Source organism: Cytobacillus sp. NCCP-133 (assembly GCF_026011715.1).
Taxonomy (GTDB): Bacteria; Bacillota; Bacilli; order Bacillales; family Cytobacillaceae; genus Cytobacillus.
In genome coordinates, this window is the sequence record NZ_BRVM01000021.1 from 16,712 (window position 1) to 40,010 (window position 23,299).

General features: G+C 45.2%; 23 protein-coding genes. 1 reads left to right on the plus strand and 22 read right to left on the minus strand.

The annotated features are described in order from the left end of the window. Positions 1–71: 71 nt before the first annotated feature. From NCCP133_RS18385 to larB, 9 genes are all read right to left on the minus strand, one after another. Complete coding sequence (locus NCCP133_RS18385; RefSeq protein ID WP_264806720.1) at positions 72–1,388, minus strand: murein hydrolase activator EnvC family protein; 1,317 nt, start codon at positions 1,386–1,388, stop codon at positions 72–74. Between the two features lie 148 nt (positions 1,389–1,536). After that, positions 1,537–2,430 (minus strand): permease-like cell division protein FtsX, encoded by an 894-nt coding sequence (ftsX, locus tag NCCP133_RS18390; protein ID WP_264806721.1) that lies wholly within the window; start codon positions 2,428–2,430, stop codon positions 1,537–1,539. Beyond that, positions 2,420–3,106, minus strand: a complete 687-nt coding sequence (gene ftsE, locus NCCP133_RS18395; protein WP_264806722.1) for a cell division ATP-binding protein FtsE — start codon at positions 3,104–3,106, stop codon at positions 2,420–2,422. Before ftsE ends, ftsX begins: the two co-directional genes overlap by 11 nt. A gap of 414 nt (positions 3,107–3,520) precedes the next feature. Then, entirely contained in the window at positions 3,521–3,871 is a 351-nt protein-coding gene (gene cccB, locus NCCP133_RS18400; RefSeq protein WP_264806723.1) for a cytochrome c551, read from the minus strand. Between the two features lie 52 nt (positions 3,872–3,923). Further along, entirely contained in the window at positions 3,924–4,790 is an 867-nt protein-coding gene (locus tag NCCP133_RS18405) for a YitT family protein (protein ID WP_264806725.1), read from the minus strand. A gap of 263 nt (positions 4,791–5,053) precedes the next feature. Beyond that, entirely contained in the window at positions 5,054–5,680 is a 627-nt protein-coding gene (locus NCCP133_RS18410) for an urease accessory protein UreH (protein WP_264806726.1), read from the minus strand. A 30-nt stretch (positions 5,681–5,710) separates the two neighbouring features. Next, positions 5,711–6,541, minus strand: coding sequence for an ATP-dependent sacrificial sulfur transferase LarE (larE, locus tag NCCP133_RS18415; RefSeq protein WP_264806727.1), 831 nt, complete (start codon positions 6,539–6,541; stop codon positions 5,711–5,713). A gap of 17 nt (positions 6,542–6,558) precedes the next feature. Next, positions 6,559–7,281 carry a LarC family nickel insertion protein gene (locus NCCP133_RS18420; protein ID WP_264806728.1) on the minus strand — a complete coding sequence of 241 codons (723 nt, stop codon included), beginning with the start codon at positions 7,279–7,281 and terminating at the stop codon, positions 6,559–6,561. Between the two features lie 28 nt (positions 7,282–7,309). Continuing rightward, complete coding sequence (gene larB / locus NCCP133_RS18425) at positions 7,310–8,050, minus strand: nickel pincer cofactor biosynthesis protein LarB (RefSeq protein ID WP_264806729.1); 741 nt, start codon at positions 8,048–8,050, stop codon at positions 7,310–7,312. A gap of 62 nt (positions 8,051–8,112) precedes the next feature. Here larB and NCCP133_RS18430 point away from each other — a divergent pair, with 62 nt between their 5' ends. After that, positions 8,113–8,568, plus strand: a complete 456-nt coding sequence (locus NCCP133_RS18430) for a LarC family nickel insertion protein (protein ID WP_264806730.1) — start codon at positions 8,113–8,115, stop codon at positions 8,566–8,568. Between the two features lie 88 nt (positions 8,569–8,656). Here NCCP133_RS18430 and NCCP133_RS18435 read toward each other — a convergent pair whose 3' ends face one another. From NCCP133_RS18435 to NCCP133_RS18495, 13 genes are all read right to left on the minus strand, one after another. Further along, positions 8,657–9,286 carry a bifunctional 4-hydroxy-2-oxoglutarate aldolase/2-dehydro-3-deoxy-phosphogluconate aldolase gene (locus tag NCCP133_RS18435; protein WP_264806731.1) on the minus strand — a complete coding sequence of 210 codons (630 nt, stop codon included), beginning with the start codon at positions 9,284–9,286 and terminating at the stop codon, positions 8,657–8,659. A 16-nt stretch (positions 9,287–9,302) separates the two neighbouring features. Next, a complete protein-coding gene (locus NCCP133_RS18440; RefSeq protein WP_264806732.1) occupies positions 9,303–10,259 on the minus strand; it encodes a sugar kinase in 957 nt (318 codons plus the stop codon). A 5-nt stretch (positions 10,260–10,264) separates the two neighbouring features. Beyond that, the gene (locus NCCP133_RS18445; RefSeq protein ID WP_264806733.1) at positions 10,265–11,149 is read right to left on the minus strand and encodes a fumarylacetoacetate hydrolase family protein; all 885 of its coding nucleotides are present in this window, start codon (positions 11,147–11,149) and stop codon (positions 10,265–10,267) included. Positions 11,150–11,321: 172 nt separating this feature from the next. Next, positions 11,322–12,269: a U32 family peptidase gene (locus tag NCCP133_RS18450; RefSeq protein ID WP_264806734.1), complete on the minus strand. Its 948-nt coding sequence runs from the start codon at positions 12,267–12,269 to the stop codon at positions 11,322–11,324. Beyond that, positions 12,266–13,177, minus strand: a complete 912-nt coding sequence (locus NCCP133_RS18455; RefSeq protein ID WP_264806735.1) for a dihydrodipicolinate synthase family protein — start codon at positions 13,175–13,177, stop codon at positions 12,266–12,268. The genes NCCP133_RS18450 and NCCP133_RS18455 overlap by 4 nt, the downstream gene beginning before the upstream one ends. A 16-nt stretch (positions 13,178–13,193) precedes the next feature. Continuing rightward, entirely contained in the window at positions 13,194–14,342 is a 1,149-nt protein-coding gene (gene dgoD / locus NCCP133_RS18460) for a galactonate dehydratase (protein WP_264806736.1), read from the minus strand. 118 nt (positions 14,343–14,460) lie between these two features. Next, the gene (gucD, locus tag NCCP133_RS18465) at positions 14,461–15,927 is read right to left on the minus strand and encodes an alpha-ketoglutaric semialdehyde dehydrogenase GucD (RefSeq protein ID WP_264806737.1); all 1,467 of its coding nucleotides are present in this window, start codon (positions 15,925–15,927) and stop codon (positions 14,461–14,463) included. A 444-nt stretch (positions 15,928–16,371) separates the two neighbouring features. Continuing rightward, complete coding sequence (locus NCCP133_RS18470; RefSeq protein WP_264806738.1) at positions 16,372–17,586, minus strand: UxaA family hydrolase; 1,215 nt, start codon at positions 17,584–17,586, stop codon at positions 16,372–16,374. Continuing rightward, positions 17,537–17,833 (minus strand): UxaA family hydrolase, encoded by a 297-nt coding sequence (locus NCCP133_RS18475; protein ID WP_264806739.1) that lies wholly within the window; start codon positions 17,831–17,833, stop codon positions 17,537–17,539. The genes NCCP133_RS18470 and NCCP133_RS18475 overlap by 50 nt, the downstream gene beginning before the upstream one ends. 4 nt (positions 17,834–17,837) lie before the next feature. Beyond that, complete coding sequence (locus NCCP133_RS18480) at positions 17,838–18,734, minus strand: fumarylacetoacetate hydrolase family protein (RefSeq protein ID WP_264806741.1); 897 nt, start codon at positions 18,732–18,734, stop codon at positions 17,838–17,840. 214 nt (positions 18,735–18,948) lie between these two features. Then, entirely contained in the window at positions 18,949–19,716 is a 768-nt protein-coding gene (locus NCCP133_RS18485) for an IclR family transcriptional regulator (RefSeq protein WP_264806742.1), read from the minus strand. Positions 19,717–19,777: 61 nt separating this feature from the next. Further along, the gene (locus NCCP133_RS18490; RefSeq protein ID WP_264806743.1) at positions 19,778–21,985 is read right to left on the minus strand and encodes a dihydroxy-acid dehydratase; all 2,208 of its coding nucleotides are present in this window, start codon (positions 21,983–21,985) and stop codon (positions 19,778–19,780) included. Positions 21,986–22,031: 46 nt separating this feature from the next. Further along, positions 22,032–23,282, minus strand: coding sequence for a lactate racemase domain-containing protein (locus NCCP133_RS18495; protein WP_264806744.1), 1,251 nt, complete (start codon positions 23,280–23,282; stop codon positions 22,032–22,034). Positions 23,283–23,299 lie beyond the last annotated feature (17 nt).

Consider the following 23,299-nt stretch of genomic DNA (forward strand, 5'->3'; position numbering starts at 1 on the left):
GATTAAAGTCCTTATTTTGGGGTAAAAAGAAAGTGGAAGAAGCTTTAGCTCCTTCCACTTAAAACGACTTATTAAAATACGATCCCAATTGGGTTAATCGCATTCGATTTGGATGCATTCCAAGAACCTCTATGAAGCTCAAAGTGTAAATGCTGGCCGTAGGATTGTCCGGTGTTCCCCATAATGCCGATTTGCTGGCCTTTCGATACAGTCGCACCAGAACCAACAGAGCGGCTTCTCATGTGAGCATACACCGTTGTATATGTTTGACCATTAATAGAATGTGCAATAAAAATAGCATTTCCGTAACTGCTAGAGTAGTATGAACGGATGACAACACCGTCAGCTGCAGCTACGATTGGAACCGTTCCGCCTGATGCGATATCAACACCGTAGTGCTGTCCTAATGAACGTCCCCCAAAACCTGATGAAACTCGTCCAGCAGCCGGTTTTGTCCAAGAACCACTAGAAACAGGAGGCGCAGATATCTGCGGGCTGCTTGAAGAACTGCTGCCAGCCGATGATGGGCTGCTGCTAGCTTTTGCAGCTTCCTGGGCTGCACGCTGTCTTGCTAACTCAACTTGTCTTGCAGCTTCAGCCTGTCTTTGCTGCTCAAGATTGATGGCTTTTTGCAGTGCTGCTTCCTGGCCTGCAAGAATTTCCCTTTCTTCAGCAAGATCAAGCTTATGGGTATGCATTTCTTTTTCCTCTTTTTCAAGGGCTGCCAATAGCTTATCCTTTTCAGCTTTTTGTGCATTTAAATTCTTTTTCATGCTCTCAAGCTCGGCACGCATATTTTCTAGAGATGCAAGCTCTTCTTTTACTTGAGCCTGTTTTTTCTCCAATTCATCTTTATCGGCCTGATGAGCTTTCAGAATATCTTGGTCCGCTTCTACGATAGTGGCAACCGCACCGACACGTTCAACAAAATCCCCGAAGCTTTGTGCGCCCATTAAAACATCAATGTAACTTACCATACCGCCCGTTTCCTGGTAATTGCGGGCACGGTCCTTCAAAAGTTCATTCCGCTTTTCAATGCGTTCTACCAATACCTTGATTTCACCTTCAAGCTTTTTGATTTCCTTTTTGGTCGTGTCAATCTGCTGGTTCTTCTCTTCAATCTTTGCCAGAGCATCACTGATTGCCTGATCCAGACGTTCAATTTCGCTCTTCACAGATTTTTGTTCGCCTTGAATTTCAGTGATTTTTTGATCAGTGCTATTAATCTTCGATTCTACGCCGGATCGTTCTTGCTGGACCTTATTTCTTTGGCTGTTTAACTCATTTAATTTATTTGCAGCGGCTGCCTGATCCGCAGGCATTCCGACTGTTAGACTGCCAAATCCCAAAATGGCAGCTAATGATAATGTGATGATCGATTTCTTCAATGTTCCGATTTCTCCTTTCAATGAAAACCATATGTACAGGTCAATCGTTTTATTTTCCATCTGTTTGAAACATTTTTTTCTGTTTAATCGTCTATTAGATGAGGCTTGAAGGGCATCTGAGGTTCCCCCGCAGGCCCTTCATAGCCGGTTATACTTTTAGGAATTTCCTGACTGACATTAAGCTTCCCCATACACCGATAAGCGCACCCATGAGAATAAGCAGTCCGGAAACCTGGTAAATGAACGGGCTGAATTCCAGAAGCCTGATAAAGTGTCCCTCCAGCTTCGGCGCCAAATAGTCAAATGCATAATAGTAGGCTGTTGCCACAAGCACAATGGGGATGATCGATCCCAGCAATCCAAGCCATAGGCCTTCAAGGAAGAACGGCCATCTGATAAAGGAATTGGTTGCACCTACTAATCTCATAATCTCAATTTCATTTCTCCGCGACATGATTGTAATTTTAATCGTGTTTGAAATCAGGAACATGGCAGTGAATAAAAGACCTACAATCAAAACAAGGCCGACATTCCGGCTCGCATTGATAAAGTTGAAGAGCTTTTCAACCTGTCCCTGGCCGTATTTCACTTTTGTTGCATATTCCATTTTCTCAATTTGCTTTGCCGCTTTCATTGTGTCTGCCGGGTTTTTCGTCTTTACGATAAATACATCGTTCAGCGGATTATCCTGTTCGAACAGTTTGAAGGCTTCCCCTTCCTCGCCAAGGCTGTTTATTAGACTATCAAGCTCTTTTTCCTTAGTTGAGTAATCTACTGTTTTGACTTCGGGTATTCCTTCGATTTTTTCACGTAAAACTTGCTGATCCTGCTCATTTGCAGCAACATCGATGTGAACGCGGATTTCCACGTCCTCTTCAATGGTCGTCGCCACCTTGTTGAGATTCATCATAATGACGAAAAATACGCCAACCAAAATCAGTGTAACTGTAACCGCACTTGCCGAAGCAAACGTCATCCATCCATTACGGCCGAGGCTTTTAAAACTTTCACGGAAGTGACGCCCTAAGGTTCTAGCTTTCATAGCCGTAATCACCTCTTTGCTCGTCACGTACGATCCGTCCGCCTTCAATGGCAATAACGCGGTGCTTAATCGTATTAACAATTTCTTTATTATGGGTTGCCATAACCACGGTTGTTCCTCTCGTGTTGATTTCCTCGAAGATGTTCATGATTTCCCATGAAGTGTCCGGGTCAAGGTTACCTGTAGGCTCGTCCGCTATCACGACCTTTGGAGAATTGACAATTGATCTGGCAATGGACACACGCTGCTGTTCGCCGCCTGACAATTCCGTCGGAAGCATTCTTGCCTTATGCTTCAAGCTGACAAGCTCTAGCGTTTCCATTACCTGCTTTTTAATATTTTTTGGATGCTCTTCTATCACCTCAAGAGCAAAAGCAACATTCTCGTAAACTGTTAAAGTCGGAAGCAGTTTAAAGTCCTGGAATACTACGCCGATTTTCCGGCGCATAAGAGGTACTTTTGTATTTCTTAATGCAGCCAGATTGACTCCATCTATCGTAATTGTCCCGCTTGACGGCTTCTCTTCTCTGTACATCATCTTGACAAAGGTTGATTTACCGGCTCCGCTGGGACCTACAACGTACACAAATTCACCTCGTTTGATGTGGACATCAATCCCGCTTGCCGCAGTGACGCCATTCGGGTACCTTTTATATACGTCTCTCATTTCAATCATATATATCACCTAGTATCTAGTGTGTATTAAGAATTAAAAAGATGCTGTTAAAAATATCACTCTTTTCGCTAAAAAACGACATCTTTTCGACAAACGGATGACAGAGTATTTGAAAATACTCCCTCTTTAGCCATCTAAAATTCTCACACAACCCATTATAACATCATAGATTGTCAAAATAACGGAAAAAATTATTACAGTTTCTTTTCAAGCGCGTAATATTTTGTAACTTTATACCTATTTTTTATTTATATTCTAATTATTCCTTCTTCCAATCGACGATTAACCCCTTTATTCTTCTTAACCAAAGTAAGAATGGAGTCGTTTTTTGCCGGTTTTTTTCTCTTGAAAAAGAAAAAACGTTCTGTCTATGCAGAACGTTTTCAGTGAGGACTCAAATGATCCATGAGATCATTATTTCTTTCCTGCAAGCCAAGCAGCTACCTGGGAAGCTTCTTCACCTTGAAGCAAGCCTGCAGGCATAGCGCCTTTCCCGTTGGCGATTGTGTTTTCAATGTCCTCTTGAGAAAGATTTGCACCAATCTTATCAAGAGCCGGTCCTACGGCGCCTTCAAGGTTTGCACCGTGGCAGCTTGAACATTTTTGATCATAAAGCTTTTGTGCGTCTCCTGCATCAGCAGTTGTTGTTTCTCCGCCGCCATTTGTTGCATTGTCCTTTTCTTCAGTGGCTTCGTCGCCACCGCCGCCGCAAGCAGCAAGAACAAGTGATGTACCCATTAGTAATGTTAATAGCTTCTTTTTCACCTATAATTCCCCCTCAGGAAAAAATACTAAGTACAGCTATATTATACCAACCCTAAGCCCGTTTGAAACCCTCGCCCAACACCTCAGAGGCATCCGAAACAATGATAAATGCAGTAGGATCAATGGTTTGAACCAGTTGTTTCAATTTTGTGAACTCCGTCTGATCCACGACACACATAAGAACTGGGCGTTCATGGTCGGTATAACCGCCGTATGCTGATAGTTTTGTCACACCGCGGTCAATTTTATTCAAAATTCCTTCACGAACTTCATCTTGGTTATCCGTAATGATTAATGCCATTTTTGTCCGGCTGAATCCAAGCTGAACCAGATCAATGGTTTTACTTGTTACGTACAAGGCAATCAGGGCATATAAACCTTGTTCAATGTCGAAAATAATGGCGGCCGACAGCACGATCAGTCCATCGATGAGTGCCACACAGGTTCCGAGTGACAAGCCGGTATACTTGTTAATAATCTGGGCAGCAAGATCTGTCCCGCCTGTTGATGCTTTTCCCCTGAATACGACTCCTAAACCGAGTCCGACTCCGATTCCGCCAAATAGCGAAGCCAGTAATGGATCCGATGTCCATGGTTCAGAATCCTTTGTTACAAAGACGACAAGCGGCAGAAAAATTGTGCCGGCAAGCGTTTTGGCTCCAAACTGTTTTCCTAGCAATATGACTCCTGCTATAAAAAGCGGAATATTAAACGCCCACTGCACATAAGCAGGCTCCCAGCCAGCCACTGCATCAAGTATGGTACTGATCCCGCTTACACCCCCTGACGCAATTCGGTTTGGCAGCAAAAATACATTAAATGCTACTGCAACGATACCCGATCCTATTAAAACATACAGATACTCGAACAGCCGCTCCGCCTTTGTACTATATGTATATCCTCTTCTTTTCTTTCCCATCCTCTTCTCCCTCCGGTGTTTAATGCTGTGCAGATGACATTTATTGACGATATTTCCATTTTTACCGTCAGTGAGTATAGCATGGAGTTTTTGCTCTGTAAATGGCCATGTACTGTCGTATTAAAGGGATGATGCAAGTACGATAGACACGAAGTATTAATCAGAATAAGTGCCGTCAATGAGCATTACACTGAACTTAATAAAAAGCTGGCCATCTTATCTTGGCCAGCTTTTCTTATATACAAACCATTATTTGAGTACCATTAGGAAAAGAAATTTCTGCCTACCTCGAATAGATAGATAAGTCCATAAAGAATGCTGGCAGCTGAAGAAACCCGCACAAGATTTAAATGGATCTTTTTGTGGCCCGAGGCAGAGATTAAAAAGGGCAGCCCAAGGATAGTTGTAAAAAGAAGCATCCCTATTATGGTCCCTGCCCCAAAAATAAGAATAAAAAGAAATGCTTGCATCCCTGTTTGAGCTTTGGCCGTTGTTAATAGAACAAGCGCTGCGCTGCCAGCCATGCCATGGATTCCTCCAATGATTAAAGACTTTTTATGAAAATGCTGTTTTTTGCTTGAGTTATATTTTTGATTGTTTTTAAATCCAGCAAATCCAAGATAGATAAGCATGGTGCCAACCAGCAATTCTAGCGAAAGGGCCATTTGTTCAGGTATATGCTGATTCAGCGCAATCACAGTCACTCCAATTACCAGAAGCATAATCGTATGTCCCAGTCCCCAGAAAACCCCGGCGAGTGAGGAGCTTAACAGGCGTTTAGTTTGGCTCGCTATTGTTGAAACGGCGATAACGTGATCAGGCTCTGTCGAATGCTTTATCCCTAATGTAAAACCTAGCAGCAATATGGACAATAATCCGCTTTCTAGCATTTGATTACTCCTAACTCATTAGAGCTTTATTTAAATTTTGGAAGATATTACTTCCAGCATTTTATTCATACTTCCGCTTTTATATCCATCCAGGTCCATCGTAACATACTTAAAACCAATAAGTTTTAATTGTTCCGAGACTTGCGGGTAATAGGGAAAGAGTTGTTTCATTTCACCAGGATCCACTTCGATTCTGGCTATTTCGTTATGGACTCTAACACGGACCTGCTTGATCCCAAACTTTTTTATAAATTGCTCAGCTTCATCCACTTTCCTTAACTTCTCAATTGTAATTTTTTCTCCATATGCAATTCTCGAGGATAGACAGGCAAGTGAAGGCTTATCCCAGGTATCAAGCCCGAGCTCCTTTGAAAGGATTCTGATATCTTCTTTGGTTAGTTCAGCTTCTGCCAGTGGACCTCTTACATTTTTTTCAATAGCAGCTTTTACACCAGGACGGTGATCGCCTAAATCATCTTTTATTAGTCCAAAAGTCAAATTATGATAACCTTTTTCAATCATAATAGGATAAAGATTCTCAAACAGCCCTTTTTTGCAGTAGTAGCACCTATTAGAATCGTTTTCGGAATATCCTGGTATGGAGAGTTCTGACATCTCAATAATTTGATGCGGCGCATTTAATGCTTTAGCGATTCGAATGGTTTCTTCAAGCTCGGAAGGGGGAAAAGATTCAGAGTCCGCTGTAATAGCCAGGACATTTTTTTCTCCCAGGGTATCCAGCGCAACCTTTAAGAGATATGTGCTATCTACTCCGCCTGAAAAAGCAATAATAATCCTTCCCATCTCAGAGAGTATTTCCTTAAGCTGTTGTTCCTTCAGCAGACTGTTATGTAAATCCATTTTGCTGGCTTCCTCCTTTACTCTTTACCCATAACAAACCGAACAACATTCGGGTGAGTTATAAAATCTTTTGTCCCTGCACCATATCCAATTTTCTGAACCTTCATCGAAGGCATATTCCCAAATTCATTTGCGAGTGTACGAACAATCGCTGCTCCAGTGGGTGTGGTTAATTCACTCTGTACATCTGTTTCTCTTAGCGGAATATTTTTAAGAATTTCCAAAGTAGCCGGGGCAGGTACAGGATAAAGGCCATGAGCAATTTTTATATATCCATTTCCTGCTGCAACAGGGGAACAGACTACTTTTTCAATATTGAGCGCATGATAGGCGATTGCGGTCCCTATAATATCGATCATGGAGTCTACGCCGCCTACTTCATGGAAATGTACTTTTTCAAGGGTACTGTTATGAATTTGGGATTCAGCCAGCCCGATTGCTTCAAACATCTTTAAAGCTGTTTCTTTTTCTGCATCTTCAAGCCCTGATTCTTCAATCGCTTTTTTTATGTGTGTATAGTGGCGATGTGAATGCTTTTCTTCTTCTGTATGAATGACTAATTCCGTACTGGCAATGCCCTTTTTAACAACCTTTTTAGCGGAAAGAGAAAAATCCTCCTGTATAACCGTTTTAAGCTTGTTTTCCACAGCGGATAAATCAACTCCCAATTCTGTAAAGGCAGCAAGCGACATGTCACCTGCAATACCTGAAATCCCGCAATCGATAAATAAAATATTCACTGCATCTACCTGCCTTTGCTTTCTATATTTATACTCTAAGCATTAAGGACGCAGAATACCCTGCCCCGAAACCATTATCGATATTGACTACCGTCACGCCTGACGCACATGTGTTCAGCATACCTAACAATGAAGTAATTCCATTTAAGTGTGCACCATAACCAATACTAGTAGGCACAGCAATAACAGGCATAGAAACTAAGCCTCCCACCACACTAGGCAACGCCCCCTCCATCCCTGCCACAACGATTAACACATCACACTTTTTAATCTCTTCCAGCTGTGCAAACAACCTGTGAATTCCCGCTACACCTATATCATAAAAGCTTTTATGCTGGTGCCCCATTGCTTCGATTGTCACTTCAGCTTCTCGAGCCACCGGAATATCCGATGTTCCAGCGCAAATGACGCCAATTTTCTTTTCCGTTCTCAGCTCGTAATCCTGTGGTTTGTAAAGGAGTGTTTTTCCTGCTGAATCGTAGACAGCCCCTTTCGCTTGTCTGCACACTTCTTCGGCAGCATCCACAGCTACTCTTGTAGCAAGAACCGTCTTGCCCTTATGGACGAGGTGCATGAAAATTTGTAAAATTTGTTCCGGTGTTTTTCCAGCACCGAAAATGACTTCTGGGAACCCCTGCCTGTATTCCCGCTCATCATCCACTTTTGCAAATCCGTAATCTGTAAAGCCCTTTAACTGTTCTTCCGCTTCCTCAATGGAAAGAAAGCCGCTTTTTAATTGTGTTAAAATATGTGTAGTGTAAGATTGCATTTAGTTCTACCTCTCTTTATCTCCTAATCTAATAGTACATATAATGAAGGGGGCCAGTAAAGATGCGGCATGGTCAAGAGCATATCGATCATGACATGGTAAAGATTGAAGTGAACCTGGATGACATACCTGGTGAATGGCTGGGGCATGTTATGGAATTGCTGCTTAAAGAAGGAGCAAACGACGTCTTCTATATACCGATCTACATGAAAAAAAATCGGCCAGGTACAATGCTTCAGGTTTTATGTCATGAAAGTCAAAAATCCGGGATGATGGATATCATCTTTAGAGAAACCACCACTTTAGGTGCCAGATATTATCCGCTTTCTGTGAAACGGCTTGGCCGGCAATTCAGAAAGGTTGAGACACCCTGGGGAATGGTCTCTGTCAAAGAGGGGCTGCTTGAAGGCAAGATTGTTCAGCAAGCTCCTGAATACAGCGATTGCAAAGCAATATCCGATAAGAACAGCATTCCCTTAAAACAAGTCTTTCAAGAAGTCTGGAAGCAGCTAAAATAAACTAGTCATCCATTCAAAGGGACCTCCCCGAAATTAGGCTGGTCCCTTGCTTACATTAACTCTGCCTGGTTTTACATTAGAGGTAAAATCAGCAGTCTGCTGCTTTCACAAAATGTTTCGCCTTTTCTGTCAGGCTTTTGTAATCCTCTTCTGAATTCAGGTTTTTCGCATTTACTAATGAGCTGCCTGCTCCTGCAGCAACAGCCCCTGCTTTTAAATAACTCTGGATATTTTCAGCGTTAATGCCTCCAGTAGGCATTAACGGGATTTGAGGAAGGGGCCCTTGCAAACTCTTAAAGTAGGACACTCCCATTACATCTGCCGGGAATACTTTGATAAGATCGCCGCCTTGTTCATAAGCAGAAAGGATTTCTGTTGGCGTAAGGGCGCCGGGAATACTAAGTACGCCATAGCGTTTTGCCATTTGAATGGTTTCCGCGTTGACGGTTGGCGAAAAAATAAATTCTGCTCCAGCCAAAATCACTGCGCGTGCGGTTTCAGGGTCCAGTACGGTACCGGCCCCAACGATTATCTCATTTCCAAACTCTTCTTTTACTTTTTCAATTAACCGGCAAACCCCAGGTGTTTCGACTGTTATTTCAAATGTGCTGACGCCGCCGGCCAGCAGTGCCTTTGAAATGGGCAATATCTGCTCAGGACGTGCACCGCGAATAACGGCTACAATTTTGCGCTTTTTTAATTCTTCTAGCCTGTTCACTGATTTTCCTCCTTTTTTATCTCGTAACATCTTCCTGGCCGCCGTTCAGAAAGGACGCAAGATCAGTTCGGTTTGGCAGACCCTCTGCGTCGCCATTAACCATGGTAACCATTGCTCCGATCGCGTTACCCCGCAGCACTGCTTCCTCAAGCTGCTTTCCATCCAGCAGTCCTGATAGCACACCAGCTGCAAATGCATCGCCTGCACCGACCGGATCGACTACCCGTTCAACTGTAAAGCCTGGAATTCTTGTCATTGAAACGGATGGAGAAGAAATCAGCGCTCCTTCTTTGCCCAGTTTCATAATGACTGTTTCAATGCCAAGATCATGAAATCTTTCAACATATTCCTCAGGGGTACATGATCCGAATAAAAATTCAGCTTCAGAAAGTCCGGGAAGGACCAGATCGCTTTCAGAGGCATATTTTTTTAATAACTGGCGAGCTTCTTCTTCCCCCCGCCAAATTTTCAAACGCAGATTCGGATCAAAAACAATTTTCTTTCCATTTCCCTTTGCTATACGGATTGCTTTTTCAAGCATTTCCCGGCATGTGGAACTGAGTGCTGGCGTAATACCTGTAATATGCAGATATTTAGCATCTGAAATGGACTCATCCTGCAGCCATTCTGCGTTCATTCTGCTGGCCGCCGAATCTTTTCTATAATAATAAACACGCGTATCATTCAAGCGCCTGAATTCTTTAAAAAATATGCCGGTCGGTGCACTTTGGTCACGTGTCACATAAGAAACATCCACCCCTTCACCGCGGATGAATGACAGCATCGCATCACCGAACTCATCCTCTCCAAGTCGGCTGATCCATCTTGAGCGATGGCCGAGCCGGCTCAATCCGATGGCCACATTGGACTCTGCCCCGCCAAATTTCATTGAAAAAGAATGGGCATGACGCAGCATGCCCTCTTCATTCGGTGTAAAAAGAGCCATCGTTTCCCCGATTGTTACAACATCCATGTCTATCAGCCCTCTTTCTTCTGTGAATCACCTTTTACGTAATTGGATAATGTTCCGATGTTTTCAATGGTAATACTCATTTTATCACCATCTTTTAGCCACACCTTGGGATCCCGGCCCATGCCGACTCCAGGCGGTGTTCCTGTTGCAATTACATCCCCTGGTTTAAGTGTCATGGATTGCGACAGAAATGAAATGATCTGCGGAATGGTAAAGATTAAGTTACTTGTATTGGAATCCTGCATGATTTCCCCATTTAGTTCGAGTGAGATTGATAGGTTGTGAGGATTTCCTGCTTCCTCTTTTGTCACGATCACAGGCCCTGTTGGTGCAAAGGTATCCGCTGTTTTTCCACGTGACCACTGCCCGTCTTTAAATTGCAAATCACGGGCGCTAATGTCATTCATGATTGTGTAGCCAAAAATATACTCGTTCGCTTCCTCTTCAGTTACCCGCTTTGCTTCCTTTCCTATGACAACAGCAAGCTCTGCCTCAAAATCAACCTCATTTGAATTAACGGGAATCTCTACAGCATCATTGTGTCCAACAATGGCATTGGCATATTTTGAAAAGATCACCGGCGAGGCGGGCGGCTCCATTCCGGTTTCCCTGCAATGGTCAATATAATTCAACCCGACGCAAATGATTTTTTCAGGCGCAGGGATCGGCGGAAGGATTTTTATATCCGAGACCGGAAAAACAGCAGCCTCATTGACTTCCTGCCCAATTAGCTTTTCTGCAAGCGGCAGCAGTTCTTCGCTTTTCTCAATAAAGGTTCTTAAACACTGCGGAAATTGATTTCCGCCCAGCAAGGTTAAGCTGATGGCGCGCTCTCCTTGAACGACGCCAATATGCTTTTCTGATTGGATGGTAAAAGCAGCTAGCTTCATCCGTATCTGTCCTTTCTTACGTTAGGGCATAAGGTGTTTTTTCACCTTTTAAAACCTGTACGATATTTTTGGCGGACCTTTGCCTTGAGTCCACCATAGCTTCCTCTAAAATGCCAGCGCTGAATAGTAAGAAATCCCTGGAACGAACAAGGCCCGCTTCAGGGATTGAACATTATTTGGCCAGCGCTTTTTCTGCTTTTGGAATTCCAAGCCCTTCGGCGCCAAGCTTTGAAGTAACCGCTTCCGGATAGTAGCGTTCAATCATTTGAATGCCAATGGAAGCGCGGCGGACACGTTCTTTAACTAATGAGATATTTGTGCTTTCCCATTGCTTTCCTGAAGGATATACATCCGGATGATTGCGAAGGCCGAATTTAATATAAACGGGAGCAAGCACCCGAATGATTTCCGGGATTTCGTAGTAGCGCAGGAATCCGCCGAAATTATCCGGAACCTCCACGTACAAGTCGATCGGAATATCAATCGCCTGACGAATTGCAGCAAGCTTTGCGAGCGGCAATGCGGAAGGTACATTATACGTATCGGCTCCAATATCCTGCATTAGTTTTACTGAAACGGGATTCGCAGAGCCCATTTGCACGGATACCTTTACAACAAAGTCTTCCGGAAGCTGTCCTTTTCTTTTCATTTCTTTTGATAAAAGAAGAAGCCCCTCATCAGCCACAAGTGCGCCTCTTAAGCCTAGTTGCGCACCGCGCTTTAAATCTTCCATGGCATAGACAAGCTGATCCGCTCCTTCGTGGCGAAGCGCCTGTGACTTGCCGCCGGATGTAAACGGAGCAGCACTGATATCCCATGTGCCCCGCGGGCCTACGAATAAACTAAGCTCCATTCCCCGTTCCGCTGTCAGTTCACACATTTCTTTGATTTCCTCATCTGTTTGAAGCATAATGCCGCTTCCCTGGGAGACGCGGTGAATTGTCAAGCCGAGGCGATCGATTTCTTCAAGCGTGGCCTTTAATGCTTCAGGGCCTTCAACACTCGGTATTTCAACACGGTATTGGGCACCGTCGGGGAATCTTTTTGAGGAAGTGGGCAATTCTTGAAAATCACTGGATGGGTAGCCTAATTGCTCAAGCAATTCGCGGGATTCTTTCATAGTTGAACGCCTTCTTTCGTTTCAATTGTTTTTAATAGATTTTGAACCTTTTCACTCAGATCAGCAGGGTATGCATCAAACGGGACACGGTGCCCTGCTGCCGTATTAAACCAGCGCTGGTGAACAGCTTCTTTCATGGTTGTAAAAAATGTCGGACAATACGTGTACACATCCATCAGCTTGGAGATCTGCTGGTGATGCCGCTCGGCTTCAGCCAAATCTCCTCTTTGATAAGATTCATATAAATCCACTGATGCTTCCGGAGCAAAAACGGCGCTGCCATTGATGCTTCCAGCGGCACCGATCATGAGTGCCGGAAGCATATGCTCATCAAATGCAGAGAAAACAAGGAAATCAGGACGGACTTTTTTCACCTCTGTGATCACTTGGCGAATGTGGCCAAAATCGCCGACGGTTTCTTTAATGCCTTCAATATTTGGATGATCTTCAGCCAATTTCACGATTAGCTCCACAGGCAAATTCTGCCCGGTTAATTGCGGAATATTATAAATGAATACTGGCAGCTCAGTATGGCTTGCAACCGCAGAATAAAAGCGGTAAAGCTGCTCATCTGAGAGCTTCCAATAGTACGGGCTGACTGCCAGTACACCATCGGCTCCCAATTCTTCTGCATAAGAAGTGAGTTCAAGGACTTCCTTGAGCGCCGTATGGCCCACGCCAACCATTACTTTTACACGTCCATGAATATGTTTGATCATTTCCCTTACATACAGTTTACGCTCTTCGATGGAAAGAGAAGAAAACTCGCCTGAGCTGCCCATCAGCAAAACGCCATGAATATTATGAGAAATCAGCTTATCAAGATAACGTCTATTCAGTTCCAAATCCAAATTTCCCGCTTCATCAAATAAGGTGACGACCGGGGGAATGATTCCCTGAAAGCCCATTAAGTTCTCCTCCTCTTTACCATTCGGCAATGCTGCCATCTTCATGGCGCCAGATAGGGTTTTTCCAGTTATGTCCTGCCTCTGCTGCCTCTTTCACTTTTTCTTCGTTAATCTCAATCCCAAGGCCGGGCTGATCCGGAATGCTTACATAGCCATCTTCATAGGCGAATACTTCAGGATTATTAATATAATCAAGAATATCCATTCCCTGGTTATAGTGAATGCCTAGGCTTTGTTCCTGGATGATGAAATTAGGCGTAGAGGCATCCAAATGAACGGATGAAGCAAGCGTCATAGGTCCAAGCGGACAGTGAGGCGCAATTGACACATCATACGCTTCAGCCATGGCGGCAATTTTCTTTCCTTCCAGTATGCCGCCTGTGTGCGAAAGGTCAGGCTGGATAATATCCACATAGCCGTCCTGCAGAAGCTGCTTGAATCCCCAGCGCGTAAACATTCTTTCCCCGGTAGCAATCGGGCAGCTAGTGTGCAGTGCAATTTCGCGCAGCGCTTCATTGTTTTCCGGGAGCACCGGCTCCTCGATGAACATCGGACGATAAGGCTCCAGCTCTTTCACAAGCGCTTTGGCCATGGTTTTATGTACCCGGCCATGAAAATCAACGCCAATGCCAAAGTCCTTTCCGAGCACCTCGCGTATGGAGGCAACACGTTCAATGACCGCTTCCACCTTGGAAAAGCTATCTATGTAGTTCATTTCCTCGGTAGCATTCATTTTAATCGCCTGGAAGCCTTGTTCCTTCTTTTCTTTTGCAGCTGCAGCAACATCGTCCGGCCGGTCTCCTCCAATCCATGTATACACTTTAATTTTCTGGCGCGCTTTGCCGCCAAGCATTTCATAGACTGGTATATTGTAATACTTGCCTTTAATATCCCAGAGGGCCTGCTCAATGCCTGAGATCGCACTCATCAGAATCGGGCCTCCCCGGTAAAAACCGCCCCGATACAGGGTTTGCCATATATCTTCGATGTCATTCGGATTACGGCCAATGATATAGTCTGATAGTTCATTAACCGCTGCTTTCACTGTTTCTGCCCGCCCTTCAACAACGGGCTCTCCCCAGCCGGAAATGCCTTCGTCTGTATCAATCTTTAAAAACAGCCACCGCGGCGGAACTTTATATAATGAAAGTTTCGTAATTTTCATATGGGCACCTCGCAATATTTTTATAGAAAGGAGATTTCTCTGCTTGAAATCTCCTTTTTTGGTTGAATGATTTTTAGGGTTAAATAATTCTGCTGCTCAATCGATTTGTGCTTACTTTTTATGACCCTTTGATGAAAACTGTTTTAATAGCTGTATAGAACTCTTTCGCTGCTTCGCCCTGTTCACGCGAACCTGTGCTTGAAGCTTTCATGCCGCCGAATGGCGCCTGAAGCTCTACACCCGCGCTCTCCGCATTAACACGGACAAGGCCTGCTTCGATTTCATCGATGAATTCCAGGATGGAGCTGATATCGGACGTAAAGATGGATGCGCTCAGCCCATATTTCGTATTGTTTGCCAAGTCAATGGCTTCCTCCAGGTCAACGGCACGAATAAGGGCTATGACCGGCCCAAAGATTTCTTCCTGGGCAATCGTCATATCAGGTGTTACTTCTTCAAATATGGCCGGTTTAACGAAGAAGCCATTATCATATTCCCCGCCTGTCAGCACTTCGCCGCCATGAACCAGTCTGGCACCTTCGTTTTTCCCGATTTCAATGTACTTGTTAAACGTGTTGAATTGGCTTTCGCTTGCACATGGCCCCATCCAGATGCCCTCTTTAAGGCCATTTCCGACGGTGATTTTTTCTGAGGCTTCGATTAGCTTTTGCTTAAATTCGGAATAGACTTCAGCTTCTACAATTACGCGGCTTGAAGCCGTGCATTTTTGTCCGGAAGAACGGAATCCTCCGCTGATGACGGCTTCTACCGCCTGATCAAGGTTTGCATTTTTCGTCACGATCACCGGGTTTTTCCCGCCCATTTCAAGCTGGAACTTGATGCCTCGAGCAGCAGCCGCTTTCGCTACACCTTGGCCGACACTTTCTGATCCGGTAAAGGTAATGGCGTTCAATTTTGGATGGTCGATCAATCCCTGGCCGATAACAGAGCCTGAACCCGTTACAAAGTTGAATACACCTTCTGGAAAGCCGGCTTCTGCAAAGCATTCAGCCACTTTTGCAGCTGTGACAGCCGCTTCACTGGCAGGCTTGAATACGACTGTATTTCCGTACACAAGTGCAGGAGCAATTTTCCAGATAGGGATGGCAACCGGGAAGTTCCAAGGAGTGATGACACCTACAACTCCAAGGGGAGCACGCTTGGTCAACATGAGGGCATCTTTATCTGTTGACGGAATCACGTCTCCGTCTTTGCGCATTCCTTCTCCTGCATAATAACGGAGGATTGCGATTCCCCGGGCAGTTTCCCCTTTGGCTTCCGGAAGGGTTTTTCCCATTTCCATTGTCATGCTTTCAGCAATTTCATCCAGCCTTGATTCGAGGATGTTAGCTGTTTGGAACAAGATCTGGCCTCTTGCTGCCTGGCCAAGCTTGCGCCATGCTTTCTTCGCATTGAACGCCGCCTCGACAGCCTGATTCAGCTCTTCCTCAGTGGATTTTTGCACATAGCCGACCGCTTCCTTCGTAGCCGGGTTAATGCTTTCAATGACTTTCCCGGATGCGGATGCTATCCATTCGTTATTAATAAAGTTGCTGTATGTTTTTGTTTCGATTGCAGCTTTCATGTTTTAACCTCTCCCTTTTTGTTGATTTTTGCTTAAAGTGCTCAGCCGCCCGCGGGCGTTCAGAGATCCTTGGTGCGGATGCTGAATAATTTTGCAAAACAAGCATTTGGCCGATAAAGCTAGCTGTTTGGCCGATAACTGGCCGTTTTTGGCCGATAACTGGCCGTTTTTGGCCGATAAAATCATGAATTTGGCCGGTAAACCAAATTTGAGTAGCTGCAGAATACCGTTTGGCCGGTAAATCCGGTAGTTTGGCCGGTAAATCCGGTAGTTTGGCCGGTATTTTTTAATTTTGGCCGGTAAATGCTCTAGTTTGGCCGGTATTTTTTCTAAAAATGGCCGGTAAATGTTATTCGGCCCGCTAGTCCGGGTCCGAAAATATCCTGAATTCAGGAAAATTAACCGTTATTCTCTAATTTCATTCGGTAAATGCAGATCCTTTTATTAAAATGTTGGGCCAATACGCCAAATGCCGAAGTCGTGCTGCTTCAATATTTCAGCTTTTGTCAATTTGCCATTTGCTACAGCCTGGATTTCTTTCATGATGCGCCCGCCGACTTCTCCGACCGTTTCTTTGCCGTCCACGATCGTTCCGGCATCAAGATCCATGTTTTCGTTCATGCGTTCAAACATTGGGGTATTTGTTGAGATTTTAATAACCGGGGCAATCGGCGATCCGGTTGGTGTGCCTCGCCCGCTGGTGAAAAGGACGATCTGCGCTCCGCCCGCAACCATGCCCGTCAGCTGCTCAATATCATGACCCGGGGTATCCATCCAAACCAGTCCTTTTTTGGTCGGTCTCTGTGCATAATCGATTACTTCTTCTAAACGTGATGTACCTGACTTCGTTGCCGCCCCAAGCGACTTTTCTTCGAGAGAGCTAAGACCGCCTTCAATGTTGCCCGGACTTGGATTGCCGGTACGGATGTCAACACCCATTTGGATCGAGCGGTTTTCCATCATTTTGATGACCGCATAGGCTTTTTTGGCGACCGAGTCATGAGCTGCACGGTTGGCCAACAAATGTTCTGCCCCAATTAACTCGGTTGTTTCAGCTAAAATGGCTGTACCGCCCTGTTCAACAAGCATGTCGCTTGTGCGCCCAACAGCCGGGTTTGCCGAAAGGCCGGAGCATGCATCGGAACCCCCGCATTCCGTACCGACGATTAATTCGCTGAAATCGCATAGCTCCCGCTGTACCATGGAAGCATCCTGAACCATTTTTACCGCTATTTTTGCCACCTCGGCAATCGTTTGAAGCGTGCCGCCATGTTCTTGAATCGATACAGTTTGCACCGGCTTGCCGCATTTGGCAATTTCATCGCCAATGCGGTGGGCCTGATGGGTTTCACAGCCAAGGCCGAGAACGATCACACCGTAAACATTGGGATTCATCCCCATTCCGGCATAGGTTCTTGCCGTCTGGTCATAATCAGTTCCGACCTGGGCACAGCCATGCTGATGGATGAATGTAACCGTTCCGCTGACAAGCTCTGTCACCCGCTGGGCCGTTTGCGTAGCACAGGTAATCGTTGGCAGAATGAGCACGTGATTTCTTACCCCTACGCGGCCATCCGAACGGCGGTAACCCCAAAACTGAAGTTTTTCATTAAACAACCTTGTCACCCCTTCCTCTTTTGCCTTCCAGATTATGAACATGCACATGTTCCCCGACATCTATTGGGACAACTGCTGCCCCAATCACCTCTCCATACTTAATAATGTCATCCCCCTGGGGAATTGCCCGGACTGCAAATTTATGGCCAAAGCGGATTGGTTCTAGAATTTTGACACAAATTTCTCTTTCCTCTGCTTTCACAGTCACTTGCGCACCCGCAGGAATATCCGACAAAGCCATAGCCACACTATCTTTTTCGTTTAAAAAAAGTGTCTTGTACTCACTCATTTCCTCACCCCTTAGCGGCTTGCCCCGCTTTTTCACTTTGGACAACCGGGTTATTCAGGATGCCGATGCCAGGAATTTCAATTTCAATCCGGTCATTTTCGGCTAATGTAAAATCATTCGGCGGCACGACGCATGTTCCTGTCAGAAGGATCGTTCCGTCAAAAATTTGATTATCAAGCAACAGGTAATGGACAAGCTCCTCAAGCGTGCGCTTCAGCTGATTGACTTGTGCATCCCCATAGAAGACAAGCTTCTCATCACGATAGATGCGGCAAATAATCTGAAATTCATAAGGGTCTGATACAGCGTCTGCCAATACGATAGAAGGCCCGATGGAGCAGGAGTTTTTCCAGACCTTCGCCTGAGGAAGATACAGCGGATTCTCCCCTTCAATATCACGGCAGCTCATGTCGTTTCCGGCCGTGTAGCCCAGCACATTGCCTTCTTTATCAATAACTACCCCAAGCTCCGGTTCTGGAATTTGCCAGCTGGAATCGGAACGGAGATAAATAGGATCATTCGGCCCGGCCGTTCTTGCAGCTGTTGATTTGAAGAAGATTTCAGGACGTACGGCGTCATAGACTTTGTCATAAAACGTTTCCCTGTCAAGCTTCCCTTGTGTAGCTTCATAGTTCCGCGCTTCCCGGCTTTTTTTGTATGTCACGCCTGCAGCCCATACTTCAGGAGCATCGATAGGGGTGGTTAACTGCAGGCCTTCCAGCGGCTGAGTTTCTGCTTCCGCCGCAATTTGTTTTACAATATCAAACGCTGTTCTGTTATCTTCGCGTGCCTTGGCAATCAACGACATAAAATCGCTAAAGGGAAGGTCAGCTACTGCATTCTCCTTGGTGACAGCGGCAAGTTGTTTTTTATTTTCTTGTAGGTAGCGGATAATTCTCATCCTTATTCCTCCTGAATGACTATTTATAAATTCATTAAAATTTTTCATTAATTTTCCACACACGGCTGATTAGAATGGAAGGAGCAAGTTCTGTGTGATCATATGAGAATGAGAATCAGAAGGAGACCCCTCACACGCCATGTGCCATGAAGCTCCTAGCCGACCATTGAAAGCCATTTTTATAAGTGAAAATCAACAGCCAAGTTCAAAAGAGTTAAATCTTTTGATATTCATATCCGAGGGCCTGTGAAATCGTGTGGCTGCATTCTTTTAAGAGCCCTACATACTGTTCGCGGATTTCAGCTGTTACTTTTGCTGCTGGCATGGACATGCTGATGCCGGCAACCGCTTTACCTGAATAATCCTTAATCGGAACGGCCAGGCAGAAGATGCCTGATTCGTTTTCTTGATTATCAACTGAATAACCGGCCATTCTGACATGGCTGATTTCTTCTAATAACTCTTCTTTTGAGCTAATTGACTTGGATGTCTGGCTTGTGTACTGATAGTTTTCAAGAAACTGTTCAAGTTCAGCATCTGTTTTGGCGGAAATAAGCGATTTGCCTACAGCACTGGTATGGACCGGAACACGGCGGCCAATACGGGAGTATAAGACGGTGACTCCGCTTCCTTCAACCTTATCGATATAAACACCTTCCTGGCCGTCCAGAATGACTAGATGAACCGTTAAGTTTGTCGTCGCCGAAAGCCTCTCCAGATGTTTTCTGGCAACTTTCCGTAAATCGAGATCGCTGAGAACCATATTTCCCCGTTCAAAAAGCTTCAGGCCAAGCCGATATTTCCCATTCTCTTCATTTTGTGAGATATATCGCTGTTCCTGTAACGTTTTTAGCAAGGAATGAACCGTGCTTTTGTGCAGGTTCATCCTTAAGCTGATTTCTGTAATGGATAATTCTCTATCCCGCTCGTCAAATAAATCCATTATCTTTAATGCGCGTTCCACTGATTGGATGATAGGCATTTTTGCTCACTCCTAGTTCTATTTGACTTAATTTTACAGGATATTTGACGAGCTTGCCTTATTATGCGTTTGTGCTGGTTTCATGAAGCAAAATATCTTTTTCATAGTCCAGCACAGCATCTTCTATAACAGCCAGCGGAACAACACCATTTGCCGCATCGGTATGGCCATACATGCGATTGCTTGCTGCAACTAGCTTCTGGCGTGCTTTCATTCGCTGTTTTCTTTCTTCCGTAAGGGATTGGCGATCTGCCTTTAAGCTATCTGAAAATGCATGCACAACCTGGCCTGCGAACAGCTGAGCCCGGTCTACAAAGTCTATGCGGCGTCCCCGAAGCTGAAGATGTACAACATCCCCTGTTTGAAGAAAACCAATGCCCCCGCCTTCATAGGCTTCCGGTGTCATATGCCCAATGGCAGCGCCGTAGGTAACGCCGGAATAGCGTCCATCACTGATGATGGTTGCCAGCTTTTTCATCACGCGATTGGCATTAATATGCTGCATAGGCGTAAACATCTCCGGCATTCCAAAAGCAACCGGACCCTGCCCTCCAATGACAACTGAAATCTTCAGAATGCCTTTTTCAGCCATCTCGTCAAATAATGTTTCGTACGTTTCTTCTTTTAAAAGCTCCCATTCCTGTTTATTATTGTATTTCAGTGTTTCAAGCAGGAGGTTATGGTCAAATAACTTATCCTTTTTTATGTCGGTAAGCAGGTTTGAGTCCAGAAGGCTTCTATTAGCATCATCCTCATTCTCAAAATAAAGGACGAATGCAAGCTTATCATCGAACTGATCAAGCTGCGGCGTTGGCATACCGCTTATTTTCACAACAGCGCTCTCGAAGAAATTCCCCTGCAATACATCTACACCGCTGAATGTCCTGCGTGGTTCTGCTGATGATAAGATGACAGGATTTTCTTTTACATTGGCTGCCTGCAGGCTTCGTGTGATGGCCAGACGCTCTCTCCATGTTCTGGCTGCAACGGTCGGTGCATCCTGATCCATCGGAACGCCATGTTCAAGAAGTTCGTAAAAGAGCGTTTCCATTCCCCGGCTCGTTCCGCTGCAGCATTGCATCGCAAGCGAGTAGATGTCGCGGCCTTCTGTTAGGCTGTAGTCAAATAAATCCGGAATTGGATGTTCGTGATGGATGCGGTCCAAATCCCATAAGCTGAATTTGTATCCCCCATAGAGCATGCCTGCCACGATGTGCATCATCAAGTTAGTGGAACCGCCAGATGCACTGTGGATGCGGATGGCATTCTTAATATTGGCAGCCACAATATTGGAAACTCCATATTTTTCTTCATTAATCATAGTGGCAAAGCTGTCAAGAACGGCATTGATCTGCCTTTGTGTCGGCGGATCTGTCAGCAGCTCTACCGCTGGATGAACAAGCCCCAATCCAGCGACCAAATGCCTGGAGCTATTGCCGGTTCCATTAAAGGCACACACACCGCCCTGTCCGTCACATGTGGCAACGGCAAGCCTCATTTCAAAATATTTATGCTGTTCTTTCGTTAAAATACCCCGCTCGCAGGCACGCTCGAAAACACCTTGAAAGGCTGTATTAGAAGAGCATTGCAGGATATAGGCCATGGTGTCGCGCAAATCAGCCGCCACATCCGGGGCATCGTCCGCCTCTGCCTTTTTCGCCAATTCTTCCAGTTCTGCGATTACATCATCAGGGATCGAGCCGCCTTCAAGTACATGTGCCGGGGCAAATGTTGCAAAAAATGGAGCCTCGCCGCGGCTGCGCCTCACCCGGTCGACATGTGCCAAGGCACTGACAACGCCAAGGGGCTGTTTATCGCACCCTTGAATGACGAATGCACCATGATAACTATGTGCTTCCAACTGATTGACCACCATTTGGGCAACGGCGTTCCGGCTTTGAAGCGAATAGCTCATTCCCTGATTGCTTTGGGCAGTCCCGTCACACATGACGGGTGTGGAAAAGTAAAAAGGAACTCCTCCGTTTTGCCAGATGCGGATGGCTGCCCGGGCAGAGGTCTGATAGTCCATAATGTGGGCAGGATGGTCAGATGAGCCTCCGATAATAGCAATGCGCGGGGCATTTATTTCCAGTCGGTTATAGATTTCTTCAAGCGTCCAATCCGGCTTTCCGCCTTCGTAGGATGAACCGAGTGTCTGTTTTGCACGGTCCAAAAGGCCGGCTACCGTAATCGGTTCATTGGCTTTCCCTTGTACATTGTCACGATATGGATTTACAGAATTGTCTATAAGCGGATATACATGTGTCATGTGAACACTCCTTCTCTATTATTCTGCAAAAATAGCTTTTGCCGTTTTAAGCAAACACTATTTCCTGCAGCTCTGAAATAATTTCAAGATTGCCGTTTAGTTTCGCTTCCTCAACCATGCTTTCCGAGATCCAAATCTCCCCGATGTCTAATGTATTCTTGATCCGAATCGCTTTTACCTTGTTTAAATCAAAGGAATTGCAGGTTTTGATGGCAGCCTTGACTGCCAGCTCCTTTGTTTCGAGCACCATTGGAAGCTTAATCACTTCAATGACTGTGCTGGTCAATGCATTTGCATAGCCTTTCTCCCAGATAATTTCATCTGCTACCGCTTTCGTTGTCATATCTGCCAAGCCTATGCCATTCGCATTTCCATGCGTTTTTTCGGTTAGGCCCAGCACCACAATTCTTTTGATATCCGGACCGCCGGTTGCATATGGCGTAGCGAAATTCCCAGTAATATTGGGGTCCATCCCGTCACCTGAAATATCTTTTCCAAGCTCGTCAACAATCAGGACATCAAACTTATCAAAGTGAATTTTAGGCATTAACGATTTGGCTTCTTTCAAAAGTTCCGGCTCCACTGTTTCCAGGTCCTCTGCCGCAACAGCAATAACCTTAGCAATCTTGTCATAAGCATTTTCAAGTGAGGCAAGGCCGAAAATAATCGGAGCTTTTGATAATGAAATTTTGGCCATTTCCGGTACATGCTCTGCCATATATTTAAAGCTGTAGGCATGGGCTGCTTCCGCCCCTTTTTGCTTCCCGAGCCCGATCGTAATCATTTTCATAAGCCCGCTTTCAACCGGTCCGCGGAATGCCGTATGAGGCTTAATCCGATTGATGACAATAATTTTGTCAGCTTCATAGGCGTTTCGGTCAATATAGACCGGAAGCCCATTTGGGAGTTCGCCTATTTTAACTACTTCCATGGAGGATTTAATTGGTGCCTCAACGGCTCCTTCCGTCACGCCCAATTGGTGAAGCACATCAATCTGGCCTTCCGCTGTTGCCCCGCCATGGCTTCCCATTGCCGGAACAATAAATGGCTGCCCTCCGGCACGCTTAATTTCTCTGACCGTTTCACGCACCAGAACAGGTAAATCGGCCAGCCCCCTGCTTCCGACTGCAATCGCCACGGAATCTCCTTCGTTAATTTTTGTCAGCACATTCGTTTCATTCAGTGTTTTCCTCACCTCAGCTCCCACATCATCCAGCTGGGGGGCATGAAATTTCTGCTTGACTTTAACCATTTTGGGAATAGTGATCTCTTTTAATATTTCTTTAATGATGTCCATATCCTTATCTCCTTCAT

Bases quoted from the DNA above. Each gene is read 5' to 3' on its own strand.
- NCCP133_RS18455 (WP_264806735.1), bottom strand. From the start codon at position 13,177: ATGGGCTTTCAGGGAATCATTCCCCCGGTCGTCACCTTATTTGATGAA.
- NCCP133_RS18410 (WP_264806726.1), bottom strand. From the start codon at position 5,680: ATGCTAGAAAGCGGATTATTGTCCATATTGCTGCTAGGTTTTACATTA.
- NCCP133_RS18450 (WP_264806734.1), bottom strand. From the start codon at position 12,269: ATGAAAGAATCCCGCGAATTGCTTGAGCAATTAGGCTACCCATCCAGT.
- NCCP133_RS18405 (WP_264806725.1), bottom strand. From the start codon at position 4,790: ATGGGAAAGAAAAGAAGAGGATATACATATAGTACAAAGGCGGAGCGG.
- NCCP133_RS18475 (WP_264806739.1), bottom strand. From the start codon at position 17,833: ATGAGTGAGTACAAGACACTTTTTTTAAACGAAAAAGATAGTGTGGCT.
- NCCP133_RS18445 (WP_264806733.1), bottom strand. From the start codon at position 11,149: ATGAAGCTAGCTGCTTTTACCATCCAATCAGAAAAGCATATTGGCGTC.
- NCCP133_RS18470 (WP_264806738.1), bottom strand. From the start codon at position 17,586: ATGTTCATAATCTGGAAGGCAAAAGAGGAAGGGGTGACAAGGTTGTTT.
- larE (WP_264806727.1), bottom strand. From the start codon at position 6,541: ATGGATTTACATAACAGTCTGCTGAAGGAACAACAGCTTAAGGAAATA.
- NCCP133_RS18480 (WP_264806741.1), bottom strand. From the start codon at position 18,734: ATGAGAATTATCCGCTACCTACAAGAAAATAAAAAACAACTTGCCGCT.
- NCCP133_RS18440 (WP_264806732.1), bottom strand. From the start codon at position 10,259: ATGGATGTTGTAACAATCGGGGAAACGATGGCTCTTTTTACACCGAAT.
- NCCP133_RS18485 (WP_264806742.1), bottom strand. From the start codon at position 19,716: ATGCCTATCATCCAATCAGTGGAACGCGCATTAAAGATAATGGATTTA.
- NCCP133_RS18490 (WP_264806743.1), bottom strand. From the start codon at position 21,985: ATGACACATGTATATCCGCTTATAGACAATTCTGTAAATCCATATCGT.
- ftsE (WP_264806722.1), bottom strand. From the start codon at position 3,106: ATGATTGAAATGAGAGACGTATATAAAAGGTACCCGAATGGCGTCACT.
- larB (WP_264806729.1), bottom strand. From the start codon at position 8,050: ATGCAATCTTACACTACACATATTTTAACACAATTAAAAAGCGGCTTT.
- NCCP133_RS18495 (WP_264806744.1), bottom strand. From the start codon at position 23,282: ATGGACATCATTAAAGAAATATTAAAAGAGATCACTATTCCCAAAATG.
- gucD (WP_264806737.1), bottom strand. From the start codon at position 15,927: ATGAAAGCTGCAATCGAAACAAAAACATACAGCAACTTTATTAATAAC.
- ftsX (WP_264806721.1), bottom strand. From the start codon at position 2,430: ATGAAAGCTAGAACCTTAGGGCGTCACTTCCGTGAAAGTTTTAAAAGC.
- NCCP133_RS18430 (WP_264806730.1), top strand. From the start codon at position 8,113: ATGCGGCATGGTCAAGAGCATATCGATCATGACATGGTAAAGATTGAA.
- dgoD (WP_264806736.1), bottom strand. From the start codon at position 14,342: ATGAAAATTACGAAACTTTCATTATATAAAGTTCCGCCGCGGTGGCTG.